General features: G+C 58.5%; 19 protein-coding genes. 13 read left to right on the top strand and 6 right to left on the bottom strand.

Features of this window, described 5'->3' with window-relative positions:
- The first annotated feature begins 9 nt into the window (after positions 1-9).
- Genes ABU178_RS05425 through ABU178_RS05435 form a run of 3 tightly spaced genes read left to right on the top strand, consistent with a single transcriptional unit; the run spans position 10 to position 1,425 of the window.
- Positions 10-519: a hypothetical protein gene (locus ABU178_RS05425; RefSeq protein ID WP_397212743.1), complete on the top strand. Its 510-nt coding sequence runs from the start codon at positions 10-12 to the stop codon at positions 517-519.
- A 9-nt stretch (positions 520-528) separates the two neighbouring features.
- Complete coding sequence (locus ABU178_RS05430; protein WP_397212745.1) at positions 529-972, top strand: DUF421 domain-containing protein; 444 nt, start codon at positions 529-531, stop codon at positions 970-972.
- Between the two features lie 9 nt (positions 973-981).
- Positions 982-1,425: a YaiI/YqxD family protein gene (locus ABU178_RS05435; RefSeq protein ID WP_397212747.1), complete on the top strand. Its 444-nt coding sequence runs from the start codon at positions 982-984 to the stop codon at positions 1,423-1,425.
- Between the two features lie 43 nt (positions 1,426-1,468).
- Here the strand turns inward: ABU178_RS05435 and ABU178_RS05440 are convergent, their stop codons facing one another.
- Positions 1,469-2,158: a DUF2076 domain-containing protein gene (locus ABU178_RS05440; RefSeq protein WP_397212749.1), complete on the bottom strand. Its 690-nt coding sequence runs from the start codon at positions 2,156-2,158 to the stop codon at positions 1,469-1,471.
- 281 nt (positions 2,159-2,439) lie between these two features.
- Between ABU178_RS05440 and aroL the strand changes: the two genes are divergently transcribed.
- From aroL to ppnP, 5 genes are all read left to right on the top strand, one after another.
- Complete coding sequence (gene aroL, locus ABU178_RS05445) at positions 2,440-2,964, top strand: shikimate kinase AroL (protein ID WP_397212751.1); 525 nt, start codon at positions 2,440-2,442, stop codon at positions 2,962-2,964.
- Between the two features lie 127 nt (positions 2,965-3,091).
- Positions 3,092-3,283, top strand: coding sequence for a YaiA family protein (locus ABU178_RS05450; RefSeq protein ID WP_397212753.1), 192 nt, complete (start codon positions 3,092-3,094; stop codon positions 3,281-3,283).
- Positions 3,284-3,553: 270 nt separating this feature from the next.
- Positions 3,554-4,309, top strand: a complete 756-nt coding sequence (locus tag ABU178_RS05455) for an IclR family transcriptional regulator (protein WP_397212755.1) — start codon at positions 3,554-3,556, stop codon at positions 4,307-4,309.
- Positions 4,310-4,558: 249 nt separating this feature from the next.
- Positions 4,559-5,236 (top strand): AroM family protein, encoded by a 678-nt coding sequence (locus tag ABU178_RS05460; RefSeq protein ID WP_397212757.1) that lies wholly within the window; start codon positions 4,559-4,561, stop codon positions 5,234-5,236.
- 114 nt (positions 5,237-5,350) lie between these two features.
- Complete coding sequence (ppnP, locus tag ABU178_RS05465) at positions 5,351-5,635, top strand: pyrimidine/purine nucleoside phosphorylase (RefSeq protein WP_397212759.1); 285 nt, start codon at positions 5,351-5,353, stop codon at positions 5,633-5,635.
- A 49-nt stretch (positions 5,636-5,684) separates the two neighbouring features.
- Here the strand turns inward: ppnP and rdgC are convergent, their stop codons facing one another.
- Positions 5,685-6,596 (bottom strand): recombination-associated protein RdgC, encoded by a 912-nt coding sequence (rdgC, locus tag ABU178_RS05470; protein ID WP_397212761.1) that lies wholly within the window; start codon positions 6,594-6,596, stop codon positions 5,685-5,687.
- A 165-nt stretch (positions 6,597-6,761) separates the two neighbouring features.
- Positions 6,762-8,129, bottom strand: coding sequence for an ethanolamine permease (gene eat / locus ABU178_RS05475; protein WP_397212762.1), 1,368 nt, complete (start codon positions 8,127-8,129; stop codon positions 6,762-6,764).
- Between the two features lie 263 nt (positions 8,130-8,392).
- On the opposite strand from eat, the gene ABU178_RS05480 reads away from it, so the two are divergent.
- Positions 8,393-9,397, top strand: coding sequence for a phosphotransferase enzyme family protein (locus tag ABU178_RS05480; protein WP_397212764.1), 1,005 nt, complete (start codon positions 8,393-8,395; stop codon positions 9,395-9,397).
- 145 nt (positions 9,398-9,542) lie between these two features.
- A complete protein-coding gene (gene qhpR, locus ABU178_RS05485) occupies positions 9,543-10,601 on the top strand; it encodes an AraC-like transcriptional regulator QhpR (RefSeq protein ID WP_397212766.1) in 1,059 nt (352 codons plus the stop codon).
- On the opposite strand, the gene ABU178_RS05490 is transcribed toward qhpR, so the two are convergent.
- Positions 10,561-10,983 (bottom strand): cell envelope integrity TolA C-terminal domain-containing protein, encoded by a 423-nt coding sequence (locus ABU178_RS05490; protein WP_397212768.1) that lies wholly within the window; start codon positions 10,981-10,983, stop codon positions 10,561-10,563. The two genes, qhpR and ABU178_RS05490, sit on opposite strands and share 41 nt — an antisense overlap.
- A gap of 209 nt (positions 10,984-11,192) precedes the next feature.
- On the opposite strand from ABU178_RS05490, the gene ABU178_RS05495 reads away from it, so the two are divergent.
- The 3 genes from ABU178_RS05495 to ABU178_RS05505 are packed head-to-tail and all read left to right on the top strand — an operon-like array spanning position 11,193 to position 12,892.
- Positions 11,193-11,870: a CsgG/HfaB family protein gene (locus ABU178_RS05495; protein ID WP_397212770.1), complete on the top strand. Its 678-nt coding sequence runs from the start codon at positions 11,193-11,195 to the stop codon at positions 11,868-11,870.
- Between the two features lie 9 nt (positions 11,871-11,879).
- Positions 11,880-12,239 carry a DUF4810 domain-containing protein gene (locus ABU178_RS05500; RefSeq protein WP_397212771.1) on the top strand — a complete coding sequence of 120 codons (360 nt, stop codon included), beginning with the start codon at positions 11,880-11,882 and terminating at the stop codon, positions 12,237-12,239.
- A gap of 38 nt (positions 12,240-12,277) precedes the next feature.
- Positions 12,278-12,892: a DUF799 domain-containing protein gene (locus ABU178_RS05505; RefSeq protein ID WP_397215698.1), complete on the top strand. Its 615-nt coding sequence runs from the start codon at positions 12,278-12,280 to the stop codon at positions 12,890-12,892.
- Between the two features lie 32 nt (positions 12,893-12,924).
- On the opposite strand, the gene ABU178_RS05510 is transcribed toward ABU178_RS05505, so the two are convergent.
- Together ABU178_RS05510 and sbcD are read right to left on the bottom strand one after the other, a co-directional pair.
- Complete coding sequence (locus ABU178_RS05510; protein WP_397212773.1) at positions 12,925-16,596, bottom strand: SbcC/MukB-like Walker B domain-containing protein; 3,672 nt, start codon at positions 16,594-16,596, stop codon at positions 12,925-12,927.
- Complete coding sequence (gene sbcD / locus ABU178_RS05515; protein WP_397212776.1) at positions 16,593-17,816, bottom strand: exonuclease subunit SbcD; 1,224 nt, start codon at positions 17,814-17,816, stop codon at positions 16,593-16,595. The genes ABU178_RS05510 and sbcD overlap by 4 nt, the downstream gene beginning before the upstream one ends.
- Between the last annotated feature and the right edge of the window lie 167 nt (positions 17,817-17,983).

Consider the following 17,983-nt stretch of genomic DNA (forward strand, 5'->3'; position numbering starts at 1 on the left):
TAACTTGATATGACAGAAAACGAGCAGCAGAGTCGTGAGTTTCCCGTCCGGGAAGATATGAAATGGCAGCAAACCGAGTGGCGGCTACAGAAGATTGGCTATGTGCTGCTGTTTCTTTTTGTTATCGCCGGAGCCTGCGGCTTTTTCTCCAAAGGGTTTATCAGCAATCAGCAGGCCAACGCAGCAGACGGCCGCTTAACGGTGGAGTATGAGCACTTTGGCCGCCGCCAGAGCAATATGGATATGACTCTGCGCCTGCGCCAGCTGAGCGGCGATCGCTATACGGTCGTGATCAGCGGCGAGGCGATGGATAATTTTCAGGTGCAGACGTTGCAGCCTCAGCCTGACGAAGCCTGGAGCAGCGAGAATAAGCTCGTTTTGATCTGGCATCGTCGACCGCAGCAGGAGAGCGCCGCGGTCTGGATCGCCTTTCAGCCGCAGGGCTTCGGTAATTTTCCGATCAGTGTGACGCTGGACGATCGATCTCAGGTGCAGTTCAGTCAGTTTATTTACCCTTAGGAGAGGCAAATGGAGACAGTATTACGCGCTGCCAGTATGTACCTGTTGCTGATGGTGGTGATCAAAATTGCCGGACGGCGCACGCTGCTGGAGATGACCTCATTCGATCTGATTTTGCTGCTTATTATCAGCGAGGCGACGCAGCAGGCGCTGCTGGGGGATGATTTTTCCGTCACCGGCGCGTCGCTGACCATCGTCACGCTGATTGTGCTGGATATTTTGTTCGGCGCGCTGAAAAGCTGGTTCCCGAGCGTTGATCGGTTCGTTGATGGCGTCTCGCTAATCCTGGTGGAAGATGGAAAATTGCTGAAGGGCAGGGCGAAAAAAGTCGGTATCGACGAGGAGGATATTTTGATGTCGGCGCGCAGTACTCAGGGACTGGAGCGGATGGATCAAATTAAATTTGCCATTCTTGAGAAGAACGGCAAGATCTCCATCATTCCCCGAGAATAAGGAAACATTATGGCCATCTGGGTCGATGCCGACGCCTGTCCTGTTGTGATAAAAGAAGTGCTGTACCGCGCGGCGGACAGAACCCAAACCACCACCACCTTTGTTGCCAACCAGCCGTTGCGCGTGCCGCCATCGCCTTTCTTACGCACCCTGCAGGTCGCCGCCGGTTTTGATGTGGCGGACAATGAGATTGTAAAGCGGGTAGAAAAAGGGGATCTGGTGATTACCGGCGATATTCCACTGGCGGCGGAAGTGCTGGAGAAAGGCGCTGCGGCGCTGAACCCGCGTGGCGAACGCTATTCGCCCGCCACCATTCGCGAGCGGCTGACGATGCGTGACTTTATGGATACGATGCGCGCCAGCGGCATCCAGAGCGGCGGCCCGGCGGCGTTAAGTCCGCGTGACCGCCAGCAGTTTGCTAATGAACTGGATAAGTGGCTACAGCAGCGCTAATCACGCTGCCATGATGCGCCAGCGGGGCGCATCACGACATGACTCAGACAAAGCTGTCGTCGTCATCAAAATCGTTGCCGCCAAAATCGTTCAGATCGTTGTTATCGGCGAAGCTGTTATTGTCCCAGCCGTTATCCTGACTGAGAAATGACTGATCGCTGTTATCGCCATTGTTGAAGGTATCGAGATTATTATCGACATCCGGCAACGGCGGTTCGTTGATGATATTAACGATCTCTTCCGGCTGCGAATGGTGGAACATGCTGGTGAGCATATCCGCCATCACCACGCCGCCCGCCACGCCTACGGCCGTCTGTAACGCGCCGCCAAGAAAACCGGTGCCGCGCGCAGGGGCTGCCGGCGCCTGGTTATAGTAAGGCTGCTGCGGTGGCTGCTGTTGCGGCTGTGCGGGCGCGCTGTTCCAGTTCTGCTGCGGCGCCTGCTGGCGCGAGCCGCCGCCAAACAGGTTAGAAAGAAATCCGCCGCTGCTCTGCTGCGGTTGCTGCTGCTGTGCCAGACGGTTTTCCAGTTCGGTAACGCGATCGTTCAGCTTTTTCAGCGCGGCTTCCTGAATCAGGATCGCCTGCGCCATATAATAGGGCGCGCCAGGCTGTTCCTGCAGGCGCAGCTTGATCAGCTGTTCTGCGGCGGGGTCGCGTTGGCCGGTCTGGCTTTCAGCCTGTTTCAGACGGCTGAACAGCCCGTCAATAAGTTGTCTTTCTTCGCTCTGCATGGTGAACCTCCTTCTGCGATCGGATCAAGTATATGTGGGCGCGAGCCGCCAATGTAAAGCTGCGGCGGTAAGCAAATGTTGCCGCGTTCAGACAACAGGGGAAATGCACGAAAAACGCATGCTTTTCTCTTTAATAATCAAATGGATAATTAAACGGAGCGGCAATCGGCGCGTAAAACGTGCTTCACGGGTGGCTGATAAAAAAATTTATCGGTATCATGCGTCGCATGAATAAGTTGATTCTTTGCCCGCGCGGCAGAGACGGCGGAGGATGTGCCACTATGTCTTTACCCATCTATCTGATCGGCGCACGCGGCTGCGGTAAAACCACTGTAGGCCAGGCGCTGTCGCAGGCGACCGGTTACGCTTTCTGCGATACCGATCACTATCTGCAGCTCACTACGCAGCGCAGCGTGGCGCAAATCGTTGCGGAAGAGGGATGGGAAGGCTTTCGCGCGCGTGAAAGCGAATCCTTGCAGGCCGTTACTGCGCCGGCGACCATTATCGCGACCGGCGGCGGGATGGTGCTGGCGGAGGCCAATCGTCGCTTTATGCGTGAGAATGGTCAGGTAATCTGGCTGAACGCCTCGCCGGATATACTGGCGGAGCGGCTGGAGATGCAGCCGGAAGCGGAGCAGCGGCCCACGCTGACCGGTCGTCCTATCGTCGAAGAGATGCACGATGTGCTGCGCGAGCGCGCCCAACTTTATCGTCAGGCGGCGCATCATGAAGTTGACGCCATGCAATCACCCGATCGGGTGGTTGAGCAGATTCTCCGCTCCCTGTCGCTGGCCCGCGCCAGCTGATCTTCATCGCTTTTTTCTGAGATTCTTCCCGCTTTGCCTGCCGGATTAAGCCGGTTGTCTATACTTATCCTTTACAGGGTGTTTTCCTGCTTCGGCGGAAAACAGTTATCAGATAAGAGGGATTACTATGCCAACCAGACCGCCCTATCCTCGTGAAGCCCGCGTCGTGTCCGTTAAAAAAGGCACGCCGGAAAGCCCCAGCACTCGCTATGAACTGCGCGCTGACCATCCGCATGAAAATTCGTTAATTAGCGAACATGAAAGCGAACAGGAAGCGCTGGATGCAAAAGAGCGTTATGAAAATCAAGCAAAAGAGTAAAGCGAGCTGGCAGGGAGGCCGGTAAATCTTGCCACGCCATGAAAGGTTAAGAGTTGTTGAGCACTTTTGCTGCCATGGCGTTTACTCCTTATTTTTTAATCTGTTACCTTCTCATATTCCTTGCTTTCCGCTCATTCATCTTTTACCTGCCGTTATTTTCCTGACTTAATAAGCACGACTTAACAAATTCCCGCTTGACCCCATCGCCGTGTCGCTTTAATTTTGTGCTATTCGATCAGGAACTCTGTTCCATATGCTGAAACCTGGCTCATGACCACACTTGAAAATGCCGCTGCGGTACTGAAATTATTTAATCGTTACGGAGTGACGCAAGGGCAGCAGCAGGGACTGACGTTTACCGAAGTGGTTGAGGCGCTGACCCTGCCGAAAAGCACGGTTTCACGGCTGCTCACGACCATGGAAACGCAGGGATTGCTGGAGCGCGACCCCGATAGCCGCTGTTATCACATTGGTCAGGCGCTGATTTCTGTCGTCAGCCATTACCTCTCCACGCCGCTGGTGGAAAGTCTTTCCGGCGCGATGGCGCGGCTGGCGTCAGAAATGGGTTGTATGGGTTATATCTCGGTGCTCGAAGGTCGCGAAATATTGGTGATGCGCATGTATCACGGCCGCCAGTTTACTCAGCTGGTCACGCCGCCGGGCAGCCGCATGTTAGCTTCAGGCACCTCTACGGGCCGGGCGCTGCTGGCGCAGTTGACGGACGACGCGGTCAGAGCGCGCTTTACTGATGCGTGGCAGCCCGCATCGGCCAATTCGCCGCAAACTCTGGATGCGCTCTGTGAGACGCTGGCGGAGATTCGTCAGCAGGGCTGGGCGCTGGCGCGCAACGAAACTCTGCCGGGTCTCAGTTCGCTGGCCGTGACGGCGGGCAACAAACATCGCGGCGAAACGGTATCGCTCTGTTTATCGTTTCCGTCGCAGGACGCCGCGCCGGGTTATCCGGAAGCGTTGCTGGATAAATTACGCGCTCTTGCCGCAGAGACGGCGGAGAAATATGGCGTATAAATCAGTTTTTCTTTTTCAGGCGTGAATTTTCGCCACACCAGGGAAAAGCAGGTCTTCGGACCTGCTTCTTTTCTGCCTGAAGTAAACGCCACGCTTTTTTTGTCAGCGGCAGCAAAAATAATGCACGCCTGCGTGTCAGATAAGTGAGATGGCAGATCATGCTTTTGTTGCGGCCACGGGCCGACATATCGGCTATCTGCTATCTTTAGATAGTAGCCTGAGCTATTTGCCTTCCTGGAAAGCCCGCGTATGAAAAAATCACTGATTACCCTGACGATTGGCCAGACGCCGCGCAGCGATATTCTGCCGCTGCTGCTGGAACATCTGCCTGCAGAGCAGATTGACCATGCTGGTCTGCTGGACGGGCTGAGCGCAGAGCAGGTCGCTGAGCGTTATGCGCCAGCGGCCGGCGAGAAAGTTTTGGTCTCACGCCTGCAGGACGGCAGCCAGGTGGTGCTCTCCAGCGCCCGGATAGAGATGGGCCTGCAGGAGAAACTGCTGGCGCTGGAAGAGGAGGGGTATGAAACCATCCTGCTGCTCTGCACCGCCGAGTTTGGCCGTTTACAAACCCAAAAGGCGGTATTGCTGGAGCCGGATCGCATTATCCCGCCGCTGGTGGCGGCGATTGTCAGCGATCATCAGGTTGGCATTATGGTGGCGGTGGAAGAGCAGATCCGCCAGCAGAACAACAAATGGCGCAACCTGAGCAAAACGCCCTGTTTTGCCGTGGCCAGCCCCTATTTGCCGGATGATGAAAAGCTGGTGGATGCGGCGCTCTCATTGCAGGAGCAGGGCGCGGATGTGGTGGTGCTGGACTGCATCGGTTATCACCAGCGTCATCGCGACTTTTTGCAGAAGCTGCTCGGCATTCCCGTGCTGCTCTCCAATGTGCTGGTGGCGAAACTGGCAGCGGAACTGATAGTGTAAATATCCACATTAATGCGCGTCACATTCTGGCGCGCCTGCCATTATTTCGCGTGACAGATCAGTGATTTCCCTTCTACACTGCCAGCACACCTTAATGTGCTGTGAGGAATACACATGCTCAATGTTAGCGAGTATTTTGACGGAAAAGTAAAATCTATCGGTTTTGATAGCGCGAGCACGGGCCGTGCCAGCGTAGGCGTGATGGTGGAAGGGGAATACACCTTCGGAACCGGCCAGCCGGAAGAGATGACGGTAGTTAGCGGTTCACTGAAAGTGCTGCTGCCGGGTGAAACCGAGTGGCAATGGTTTGAAGCGGGTTCGGTGTTCAACGTGCCGGGCCACAGCGAGTTTCATCTGCAGGTGGCTGAGCCGAGCGCTTACCTCTGCCGCTACCTGTAAGTTTAAGGCTGATGGCCGCCGTTGCGGCCATCATGCTCAATCGTCGCGCTTAACGCTGCGCTTCGCCGCCCAGGGCTTCGACCAGATTGCTGGTCAGCGCGGCGAGTTCGCTGGTCATCAGAATGAAATCAGCGTCGAAACGCTGGGCAAAATCTTCCCGATCGATATCATCATTCTGCTCGCGCAGGGTATCGCTGAACTTCAGGCGCTTCACCGAACCGTCATCAGAGATCACAAACTGGATACGCTCCTGCCAGTCGAGCGCCAGTTTGGTCACCAGCTTGCCTGCCTCGATATGGTTGGCGATCTCATCGCACACCAGATCCTGCTTTTTACAGCGGATCACGCCGCCATCTTCCAGAATCGCTTTCAGTTCTGCTTCATCCATCAGAGCGAAACCGGCAGGCAGATCGCCTGAGCGCACCCATTCAGTCAGCGTCAGTTCGATCGGGCTTTCCAGCGTCAGCGGCACCACCGGCAGCGAACCCAGACTTTTACGCAGCAGCGCCAGCGTGTCTTCCGCTTTTTTCGCGCTCGCGCAGTCAACCATAATCAGGCCGTTGGCGCTGTCGATCCAGAGGTAGGTCTGGCTGAAGCGGCTGAAGGCGCGCGGCAGCAGGCTGTGCAGCACCTCATCCTTCAGCGAATCTTTTTCGGTTTTTTTCAGCTTGCGGCTCTGTTCCGCTTCCAGCTTCTCGATTTTGGCTTCCAGCGCCTGCTTCACCACCGGCGAAGGCAGGATTTTCTCCTCCTTGCGGGCGCAAATCAGGATCTGACCGTTATTGAGGTGGGTCAGTGCATCGCTGCGGTTGCCCATCGGGGAAACCCAGCCGGTTTTCGCCATCTCCTGGCTGCCGCACGGCGAGAACGTAAAGGCTTCGAGCTGTTTTTCCATCTCGTCTGCAGACAGCGGAATGTCACGATTCAGACGATAAACCATCATATTTTTAAACCACAACATTACTATTCCTATGCGGGGCGCGATTGGGGGCACAAGTCTACATTTCCGCGCGCATGATAGCGAAACATGGCTGCGGTTTCATGGTGTTTAGCATCGGGAAGGGGTCAGGGTTGCAGCAGGGGGAAAAGAAAAACCCCCGGCGCAGCAGGCCGGGGGACGGCGCGGTTATTCCCGGCCTAACAGCATACTGTCCTGCGGCGCGCTGTCGCGCTGCGATTTGGTGGCAAGAAAGTAGAGGTAGCCCGCAGCCATCATCGCCACAAACAACCCGCCAATCACCGGGTTGAACCAGAGCATGGCGATCAGGCAGACCACCGACAGCAGTAGCGCGATGCCGGGTACAAGCGGATAGCCCGGCGCACGGAAGCTGCGCACGAGGTTAGGGGCGCTGCGGCGCAGTTTAAACAGGCTCAGCATGCTCATTATATACATTACGATGGCGCCAAATACCGCCATGGTGATCATCGCGGCGGTCAGGCTCATGCCCTGCAGGTTAATCCAGCCGTCGCTGAAGATGGCGGCGATACCGATGACGCCGCCGACAATAATGGCGCGGTGCGGCGTCTGAAAGCGCGACAGCTTCGCCAGGCTTTGCGGCAGATAGCCCGCGCGGGCGAGGGCAAAGAACTGGCGTGAGTAGCCGAGGATAATGCCGTGGAAGCTGGCAATCAGGCCGAACAGGCCGATCCAGACCAGCATATGCATCCAGTTGGAGTTTTCGCCCACAATCATCTTCATCGCCTGCGGCAGCGGATCGTTGATGTCAGAAAGCTTGCGCCAGTCGCCTGCGCCGCCAGCCAACAGCATCACGCCAATCGCCAGCACCACCAGGGTGATAATGCCGCTGATATAGGCTTTGGGAATGGTGCGTTTCGGATCTTTCGCCTCTTCGGCGGCCATCGCCGCGCCCTCAATGGCGAGAAAAAACCAGATAGCAAACGGAATGGCGGCGAAGATGCCGGAGAGCGCTGGCATACCGAAGCTGTTGCTGCCCGCCCAGCCGTTGGCGACGAAGTTAGTCAGGCTAAAGCCCGGCGAGACCACGCCCATAAACACCAGCAGTTCCCCTACCGCCAGCACCGTAACCACCAGTTCGAACATCGCCGCCAGCTTCACGCCGAGAATATTCAGCGTCATAAACAGCAGATAAGCGCCTACCGCCGCCGTTTTCGGATTAAGCGCCGGATACTGCACGTTGAGATAGGCGCCGATCGCCATGGCGATAGCGGGTGGGGCAAAAACGAATTCGATCAGCGTGGCCATCCCGGCAATCAGGCCGCCGGTTTCGCCAAAGGCGCGGCGGCTGTAGGCGAAAGGGCCGCCGGCATGCGGGATTGCGCTGGTCAGCTCGGTAAAACTGAAGATAAAACAGGTATACATGGTGGCGATCAGCGCGGTGGTGATTAAAAAACCGAGCGTACCGGCCACGCCCCAGCCGTAACTCCAGCCGAAATACTCCCCGGAAATAACCAGGCCAACCGCGATCCCCCAAAGGTGCAGGGTACCCAGCGTGGGTTTTAGTTTACTTGTCATCGTGTTATCCCCGTGATTAATAGTCGGTGTGGTGTCGCTGGCGCGCCCCGTAATCGTTTGCGCTACAGTGAAAGGGATAATGCCGCCACTTTTGCCGGAAAAACTTGACGCAGGCGCAGTGAGTTTTGTCTCGCCGGGTCAACTTTCCGCCAGGAAAAGCGCCTGCTGCACGCTGCGGTCAACTTTGGGTCGCCTGAGGTCAAGCAGAACGGCTGTGCGCATTCCATGCTGATAACACTGTTGTCATATCTGGAGCCTGACTGATGAGTGCCAAACAATACGACACGCTGGATAACACTGAACTGACCGTGCTGGCGCACCAGGCGCTGGCGCGCTATCCGACGCCATTGCAGGGCGAACTGAGTCTGCTCTGCCGCTCGGAAAACGCCACTTTTCTGCTGAAGGCTGAGGGCAAACGTTACGCCCTGCGTCTGCATCGCGGCGGCTATCATCAAAAAGCGGATATCGTCAGCGAGCTGCAATGGCTGGAAGCGCTGCGTGAGATCGGCATTGTGGTGCCGGAGGCGGTGCAGGACAGCGAGGGCGAAAGGGTGCAGACGCTGCTGTTGCCGGACGGCACGGCGCGCCATGCGGTGCTGTTCCACTGGATTGAGGGCGAAATGCCGACCACCGATGTCGATCCCGCCTCCTTTCAGCAGCTCGGCCACATTACCGCGCGCCTGCATCTGCACAGCAAGCAGTGGCAGAAGCCGCAGGGTTTTCAACGCATTATCTGGGATCATCACACCATGGTCAGCGACCAGAGCCACTGGGGACGCTGGCAGGATGCGCCGGGCCTCGATCCTGCCGATCACGAGGTCGTGGAGCAGGCGATCGCCCGTATCGGTCAGGATCTGACGCAATTCGGCAAGGGCGAGGATCGTTACGGCCTGATCCATGCCGATCTGCGCCTGACCAACCTGCTGCTGCACAAGGGTGAAACACGGGTGATCGATTTTGATGACTGCGGCTTCGGCTGGTATCTGCACGATTTGGCGGCGGCGATCAGCTTTGTTGAGCACCATCCGCGCGCGGCAGAGTGGGTCGATCATTGGATTCGCGGCTACGAGCAGGTGGCGCATATCAGCGATGAGGAGATGGCGCGGGTGCCGACGTTGCTGATGCAGCGCCGCATCCAGCTTACCGCCTGGGTCGGTTCCCATGCGGAAACCGAAATGGCGCAAAGCCTCGGGCCGCACTGGGCTAACCACTCGGTACGCCTCTGCCGTCGCTATCTGGAGACGCAGCAGCTGCCGGTCGGCGCCTGACGCACCAGCGTCGGGCGTTGCTGCGCCCTCACGGTGCTTTTACGTCACGCCTCTGCATAATAGCGCTGATTTTGCGCCTGCCCGGACTGGTATGAAAATTGCTGGATTAGCTTATCTCCCCTGTAGCGCATCCAGTGAGGCGACCATGAACATGATGATGAGACAGCCCGACGCCGTTGCTTCTGTCTCTTCCGACGGCAATCGCGGCGTGCTGGCCGCAGCGGCCACCGGCCTGAGCGACTTTATCAATGCCAAAGGAGGCGACGTCGATCGCATCTTTGGCATCAGCGGCATCGATCCCGAACAGCTTGCCAGCCCGACGCTCAGCCTCGGGCTGGTGAACTATTGCCGCGTGATGGAAGAGGCGGCGCGCCACTCCGGCTTTGATAACTTCGGTTTGCACTACGGCAGGCAGTTTAAACCGCAGTCATTAGGGCTGATTGGCTATATCGGACTTTGCTCCGGCACGCTGGAACAGGCGCTGCACAATGTGGTGAACGCCTTTCCCTGGCATCAGCACGACACCCTGACCCGCCTGGTGGATAAAGGCGACTGCTGGCGGCTGGATTACCAGGTGCGTCATGGTGCCATTCTTTGCCGCCGACAGGATGCGGAGCTGACGCTGGGCATGTTTCTCAATCTGATCCGTCACGTTGCCGGAAAAAGCTGGGCGCCGCGCGAGGTGCATTTTGAACATCCGCGCCCGGCGCAGTGGCACGATCACTGTAAGGTATTCGATGCGCCGGTCTGGTTCGATCAGCCGTTTAACTCGCTGGTTATCCCGAAGCGCGATCTGCTGCGCGCCATGCCGGAAAGCGATCCCATGCTGCTCATGGTGATGCAGGATGCGATTCGTCGTCTCAACAGCGCGGCTACCCAACAGAATCTGGTGGAGCAGGCGCGTTCTCAGGTGCATCTGTCGTTGATGCAGGGCGAGCCCGTGCTGGAAGAGGTGGCGGACAAAATGGGATTGTCGAGCTGGTCGCTGCAGCGTCGTCTGCGGGAAGAAGGGATGAGCTTCAGCGCGCTGGTGGATAAGGTGCGCTGCGAAATGGCGACCCACTATTTGCAGCAGAAGCAGCTTTCCATTTCAGAGATGGCGCTGCTGCTGGGCTATTCGGAAGTGAGCGCCTTTTCCCGCGCTTTTCGTCGCTGGTTCGGCATCAGCCCGCGTCAGTGGCGTCAGGATGGGCCTGCCGCGTAACTGGCGCAAATTCAAACCAGGCGGGCTGTTGCGGATTGGGCGGCGCGGGGAGCGCGGTCGCCTTGCCAACCAGTTGCCAGGCACGCAGACAGAGCGGCTCGTCGCCTTCCGCACGCATCACGGCAAAACGTCCCTGCTTATTCCACATCAGCGTGACGCGGCAATGTTGCCCGGCGTAATGGCTGGCATTGATGAACTCAGCGTTGAGTCGCTGCTGCATCTCATTAGCCCATTTGCAGGATGCCGCAGCGTCCGGCCTGGCCGGGTCGCACAGGTTATCAGCAGCAACTTTCTTATTTTCCTGATGATTCACGCAGGAGGTACACAAAACCAGCATTGCAATCGACAGCAGCCTCCTGCCTGTTCTGTTAATTAAATTCACTAATATGACCCCTCCGATCCTAAAGTTGCCCTGAGCGCTGCCGACAGTCTACAGACCTGCCCGATTTATGCTATGGCATAAATCCGACAGGTCTTATCAAGAGAGTGCTTGTTCACGTCTGCTTGCCTGCTGCAATGTGATGTCCGTCATCCTGTTCAGGACGCAACAGGCGTAAGGCACTCTCCAGACATTTTTTTCAGGGATCTGAAATGAAAAAAAATTTAACCTTTCTGGCTTTCTCCTTGTTATCGGCGTCGCTGCTCTCCGGCTGCGCCACCGAATCATCCCGCACGATTGAAGCGCCTCAGGTAAAAGCCGCCAGCCAGCCCGCGTGGCAGGGCGCGCGCAGCCCGATTGCCGTAGGTCAGTTTGATAACCGTTCTTCTTACATGAACGGCATCTTCTCCGATGGCGTTGATCGTCTGGGCAATCAGTCCAAAACCATTCTGATCACTCATCTGCAGCAAACCGGGCGCTTCAACGTGCTGGATCGCGCCAATTTACAGGCGTTGCAGCAGGAAGCGGGCTTCAGCAAAAGCCAGCAGCATATCAAAGGCGCGACCTATGTGGTCACGGGCGATATCACCGATTTTGGCCGTAAAGAAGTGGGGGATCAGCAGCTGTGGGGCATTCTGGGCCGCGGCAAAACGCAGGTGGCCTATGCCAAAGTTAACCTGAATATTGTCGACGTCACCACCTCGGAAGTGGTTTACAGCGTGCAGGGCGCGGGCGAGTACCAGCTCTCTGCGCGCGAAGTCATCGGCTTCGGCGGCACCGCCAGCTATGACTCCACCCTGAACGGCAAAGTCATGGATCTGGCGATTCGCGAAGCGGTAAACCATCTGGTTGACGGCATGACCAGCGGCGCATGGAAACCGGCAAATTAAGGAATGATGATGAACAAGATAAACCTAAGCGGCGCGCTGCTCGCCGCCGTGCTGCTTTCCGCCTGCGCGCCGAAAGCGCCGGAGCCCATCTATTACTGGGGCGACTATCAGGAACAGCTTTACGGCTACTACAACAAACAGGGCGATCCGGAGAAGCAGATTGACGCCCTCAGTCTGATCATTGAGCAGGCACGCGCAAAGAATAAGCCCGTAGCGCCGGGACTGCATGCCCAACTGGGACTGCTTTATGCGCAAACTGGCCGGACCGATATGGCTTTTAATCAGTTCGCCGCTGAAAAGCAGCTTTTCCCCGAATCGGCTTCGTATATGGATTTTTTGATGAGTAAGAAAAAGGAGGTGACGCAGTGAAGCCTGTTCTCGCCTTTGCCGGCCTGCTGGCCGCGCTAATGTTAACCGGCTGTGCCCAGCCGAAAAAGCCTTATGACTACACCAATTTCCGCGCCAGTAAACCCGCCTCTATTCTGGTACTGCCTGCCGAAAACAGCTCGCCGGATGTTAATGCGGCGCACAGCTTTGTGTCACAGGTCACGCGTCCACTGGCGGAAGCGGGCTATTACGTGTTCCCGGTAGCGGTGGTGGAAGAGACCTTTCAGCAGAATGGCCTGAGCAACGGCCATGATGCGCAGGCGGTAACGCCCGCGCGGCTGCATGATATTTTCCACGCCGACAGCGCGCTCTATATCAATATCACCGATTACGGAACCAGCTACCAGGTGATTGACAGCACTACCACGGTGACGGCTTCCGCGCGCCTGGTGGACCTGCGCAGCGGTAAGACGCTCTGGCAAGGTTTTGCCACGGCGAACAACAATGAAGATGGCAACAACAACAGTGGCGGACTGATTGGCATGCTGGTTGCGGCTGCCGTCAAGCAAATCGCCAACAGCTCCACCGATCGCGCCCATGGCATCGCCGGGCTGACCAGCCTGCGTCTGCTGGCGGTGAACAACGATGGCGGGCTGTTGCCAGGTCCGCGTCGTCCGGTTGTTTCTCATCCCTGACCGGCAAAACGGGCGCAGCAGCGCCCGTTTCTTCAGGTCGGCAGCTCCAGTTTGCTGTAACCCAGACCGTTCATTTTACGCACCTTGATCTGTACCGGAATACGCTCTTTCATCGCCTCAACGTGACTGATCACGCCAATGGTTTTGCCGCTGGCGTTGAGCGCGTCCAGCGCATCGAGCGCGGCGTCGAGCGTTTCAGCATCCAGCGTGCCGAATCCCTCATCAAGAAACAGCGACTCAATGCGGGTTTTATGGCTGACCAGGTCGGAGAGCGCCAGCGCCAGCGCCAGGCTGACAAGAAAGCTTTCGCCGCCGGAGAGGGTGCGCGTATCGCGCGTGGCGTCCGCCTGCCAGGTATCCATCACGTCCAGTTCCAGCGTGTCCGCCGTTTTACGCTGCAGCAGATAGCGGCCATGCAGCCGATCGAGCTGCTTGTTCGCCAGCCACACCAGATGATCCAGCGTCAGTCCCTGGGCGAAACGGCGGAACTTATCGCCGCTGGCGGAACCCACCAGATCGTTTAATCGACTCCACTGTTCCAGCGCCTGCGTCTCATCGGCGATCTGTTGCAGTAACGACTGCTGCTGCTGACGCATACGGGCATCGCTTTGCAGCTGCTGCTGTGCTTCGCCCTGCTGACGCGCGTTATCGCGCAGCGCGAGCCGCAGCTGCTCCAGCTGTTGCTCCAGCCAGGGTGCATCGTCCGGCGTGTTGTCCGGTTTCGTCTGCTGATGCTGCGCGACGCGCTGGCGGATCTGCTCATATAGCGCCTGTTGTTGTTGCCGCTGCTGTTCACGCTGTTGAAGCTGCGCGCGCAGCTGTTCTGCTTCCTGTTCCGCCAGCAGGGCGGCGCGGAAGGCGGCTTCGTCAGCAAAATCGCTCCGGGCCAGCGCCTGTTCAAACGCCTGTTGCGCCTTAGCCAGCGACTCTGCCTGCGTCTGCTGCTGAGCCAGCAGCGCATTATGCTGTCCGTTCAGAATATTGGCTGCGCTCTGCGCCTGCTGCCAGCGCGCCAGCTGCTCAGCGAGCTGCGTCTCCTGCTGCGTCAGCTGCTGCTGCATCTGCTGGCGCGCCGCCTGCACCGACTGCTCGCCAAACAGCGCGCGCCGCTGCGCCTGTAGCGTCTCCATTTGCCGTAAAAACTGCTGCTGCGCCTGCTGAAGCTCGCCCAGCTGTTGTTGTTGCCTCTCCTGCGTTTGCTGCAGGTTTTGCCACTGGCTCTCGCTGCGCGCCAGCTCCGGCTGTAGCATCGCAAGGGATTGCTCGCTCTCCTGCCATTGCTGCCAGCTTGCCTGGCGGGCGGCCAACCAGCTGTCGCGATCGGTTGCGCCAGGCAGCGGCAGGTGATGCTGTTCCAGCTCCTGCTGCAATGCGCTGCTCAGCGTATCAAGCTGCGACTGCTCCGCCTGCTGGCGCTGGCGCAGATCGTCGAGGCTGTGCTGCTGGTTCTGTAACTGCTGCTGCGCCAGCAGCAGCGCCTGCTGATGCTGTTGCCATGCCTGTTGATGCTGCTGCCAGCGATCTTTCGCCTGCTGTAGCTGGCGGGTGGCGACTTCATGCTGCTGTAAAAGCTGCTGGAGCCGGGTTTCCTGCTGCTCCTGCTCGCTGAGCCATACCGTCAGCGCAGCCTCATCTCCGGCGGAAAAAGCGAGCGCCAGCTCACCGCACAATGCCTGCCACTGCTGCGTCAGGGTTTCCTGCTGCTGGTTAAGCTCGATGATTTCCTGCGCGAGATTCTGCTGCGCCAGCGCTGCCTGGCGCTGCTGCTCACGTTTAGCCGTGCCTTGCTCGTACAGCTCCGCCACGCTCTGTTTCAGAGCCGCCAGGCGACGCTGGTTTTCACTCAGCTCAAGCTGGCTGTATTGTTCGATGGCCGGATGGGTGCAGGAGCCGCAAAGCGGGCAGGGCTGATGCGCCTCCAGCCGGGCGCGGTGATCCGCCAGACTGGCGATCTGCTGCTCCAGCGCGCAGATTTTCTCCACGTCCTGTAACTGCTGTTGCTCCGCCTTATAGCGCTGGCGCAGCGAAGTGAGCGCCACTTCCGCCTGCTGGTACCCCTGTTCGCCTGCCGCATGGCGCTGCTGTCGCGTCGTCAACTGCTGCTGTAGCGGCTGCCAGCGGGAAAGGATCAGCGTCAGCTGCTGTCGGGCCGCGCGCGCTGCATTCAGCGCGCCAAGTTTCTGGCGCAGCGCCTCACCGGGATACTGCTGTTCCAGCGCGCTGAATGCCTGCTCCGCCTGCTCAACCGTCTGCAACGCCTGCTGCTCCGCCTGACGAAGCGGCTGCGTCTGCTGTTCGCTGTGATTCAGCTGCTGCTGATGACGGTGGTTATGCTGCTGTTGCTGCGCAACCTGCTGCGCCAGCGCAGTGAGCGCCTGCTCACGCTGCGCAATCTGAACAAAGCGATCCTGCCACAGACGCAGCGATTCGCCCCAGCGCGCCACGTCCGCCTGGTCGCGTCGCCACAGCACAAGCTGGTCGATTTTTGTTTGCAGCGCGGCGCGCTCCTGCGTCAGGCGCGTGAGATCCTGCTGCGTCTGGCTGAGCGCCTGCTGCTGCTGCGCGCTGCTGCGCTGCTGCTGCGTCTGCTGCTGTTGCAGGCTGGCAATCTGCTGATCGAGCGGGATAACCTCTTCGCTAATCAAGGTTTCCTGCTGCTGCTGCGCCTGCAAAAGCTGCTGACGCGCCGCCTGCTGCTGTTCATAACGCTGCTGTTGCGTTTCCTGCGCCTGTTGCGCTTGTTGCTGCTCTGTTTCCAGCTGCAGCTGCTGTTGCGTCAGGCGTTGCTGTTCCGCCTTCAGCCGGTCGCGCTGCTGCCAGTCGGCACGCAGCTTTTCTGCCGGCTCGCCGCGCGCCAGCCGCTGACGCAGCGGCTCCGCCTCGCGCCAGGCCTGTTCCGCCTCGTCGCGTGCGCTGCCAGCCTGCTGCATCTCCCCCTGCATGCCGTTTGCACGCGTCAGCCACTGCTGCTGTCGCTGGCCCAGATCAGATTGTTGAGTAAGCGCCTGCTCCGCTTCTGAGAGCTGCTGTACCTGCTGTTGCAGGGCGTCGCGCACAGCGGGTTCCAGCAGCGTCATGCCGCCCGCCCGCGCCTGCAACGCCTCCAGCGCCGTTTTCGCCTGCTTGTGTTTGTCGTAGACCATCATTGAGATCTCGCCGTAAATCTCAGTGCCGGTCAGCTCCTCCAGCAGTTCGGCGCGCTCGCCCGGTTTGGCATTCAGAAAAGCGGCAAACTGGCCCTGCGACAACATCATTGAACGGGTAAAGCGGGCAAAGTCGAGGCCGGAAAGCGTTTCTACCGCCTTCAGCTTGTCCGCCACCTTATCCGCCACGATCTGATTATCGATGCAGCGCGCCAGCTCAACGCGCGGTGCCTGCAGCTTGCCGTCCGGCAGGCCACGCGCGCGGTTCTGACTCCAGAAGGCGCGCCAGGCTTCGCCTTTTACCTCAAACTCCACTTCCGCCAGACATTCAGCGGTGTCACGGGTAATCAGCGGGTTCTGCGTCTGCGAGATCACGCCGAGGCGCGGCGTCTGGTGATACAGAGCAAGGCAGATGGCGTCCAGCAGGGTGGTTTTGCCCGCGCCGGTCGCGCCGGTAATGGCGAAAAGTCCGTTGCTGGCGAAAGGCTCGCTGCGAAAATCGATAAACCATTCTCCGCGCAGGGCATTCAGGTTCTTAAAGCGCAGGGTAAGAATTTTCATGACGGTTCCTGCTCCTGCATCTCAGCCAGCGTCACGCGGAAAAGCTGGGTTAACTGCTGCTGCGCCAGCGGGTCGAGATCGGTTTCCTGGATCAGCCGGCGTTCAAACACTTCTTCTACCTTGAGTTCATTCAGGGTCTCGTTGCTCATTCGCTCAATAACGCGGTTGCGCTGCTCGCGGCTGCGTCGCACCAGTAGCACCTCAACCGGCAGATCCTGAGTCAGCGTCTCAATGCGTCGTTGCAGATCGCTGAGATACTCCTGGGTGGTCACCTCGATATCGAGCCAGACCGGCTTCTCTTCCTGCCAGTGATGAAAGACGCTGAGCTGCTGTTCTATCTCCGCCAGCGATCCCTTCAGCATCTGCATCGGCTGGAACAGCGGCACGGCGAGCGGCGTGACGGCGGCCAGCGCGCCCTCGGTAAACGCCAGCAGGCAGACGCTTTTCTCGCGTCCCAGCTCGTCAAAGCTGAGCGGGATCGGCGATCCGCTGTAGCGGATATGATCCTGATCGGCGATGCGCTGGGCGCGATGGATATGGCCGAGGGCGATATAGTCGGCGGGCGGGAAGGCCTGCGCCGGAAAAGCGTCGAGGGTGCCGATATAGATATCGCGCACCGAATCGCTTTTGGTGACGCCCACCGTGGTGAGATGGCCGGTGGCGACAATCGGCAGCATCAGGCCGAGCGCCTCGCGCCGCGCCTGTGCCGCCACAAAGCAGCGCTGATAATGCTGACCAATCGCCTCCAGCAGGCTCAGCTGTTTCTCCCGTCCCGACTGTCCCGCCTTGCTGCGCAAAATATCGCGCGGGCGCAGATAGGGGATGGCGCAGAGCAGGGCACCGGGTTCGCCGTTGCGCTGGTTGAGCAGCAGCACCTGCTCTTCGATGTCGGCGCTGGCGGCGGCGATGACGCGGGTATTAAGACAGGCCAGCAGCTCGCGCGACTCATTCAACGTCGCCACCGAATCGTGATTGCCCGCCAGCACCACCAGCTCACAGCCGGTGGGCTGTAGCGCCACCACAAAGCGGTTGTAAAGTTCGCGCGCATAGCTGGGCGGCGCGCCGGTATCGAAAATGTCACCGGCCACGATGACCGCATCAACCTGATGCGTGCGCACCTGCTGCAACAACCAGTCGAGAAACGCCTGATGCTCCGCCGCACGGCTTTTGCTATAGAAAAACTGGCCAAGATGCCAGTCGGAGGTGTGAATAATACGCATAAATTTCCCTGGCCGATGCAAATCGCTGCTGGATTATACCCACTTCAGCGCTGAAAGAATAAAACGCCATCATCCTCTCATAATTAGCTTTTTTCAGCCGCGCCGGGGTGGTAGGTTTTTCATAAAAGTGTCATAAAACTGACGCATAATGACGCCGCAAATCCCAG

Origin of the sequence: Pantoea osteomyelitidis (assembly GCF_044342975.1) — a bacterium.
GTDB lineage: Bacteria > Pseudomonadota > Gammaproteobacteria > Enterobacterales > Enterobacteriaceae > Pantoea > Pantoea osteomyelitidis.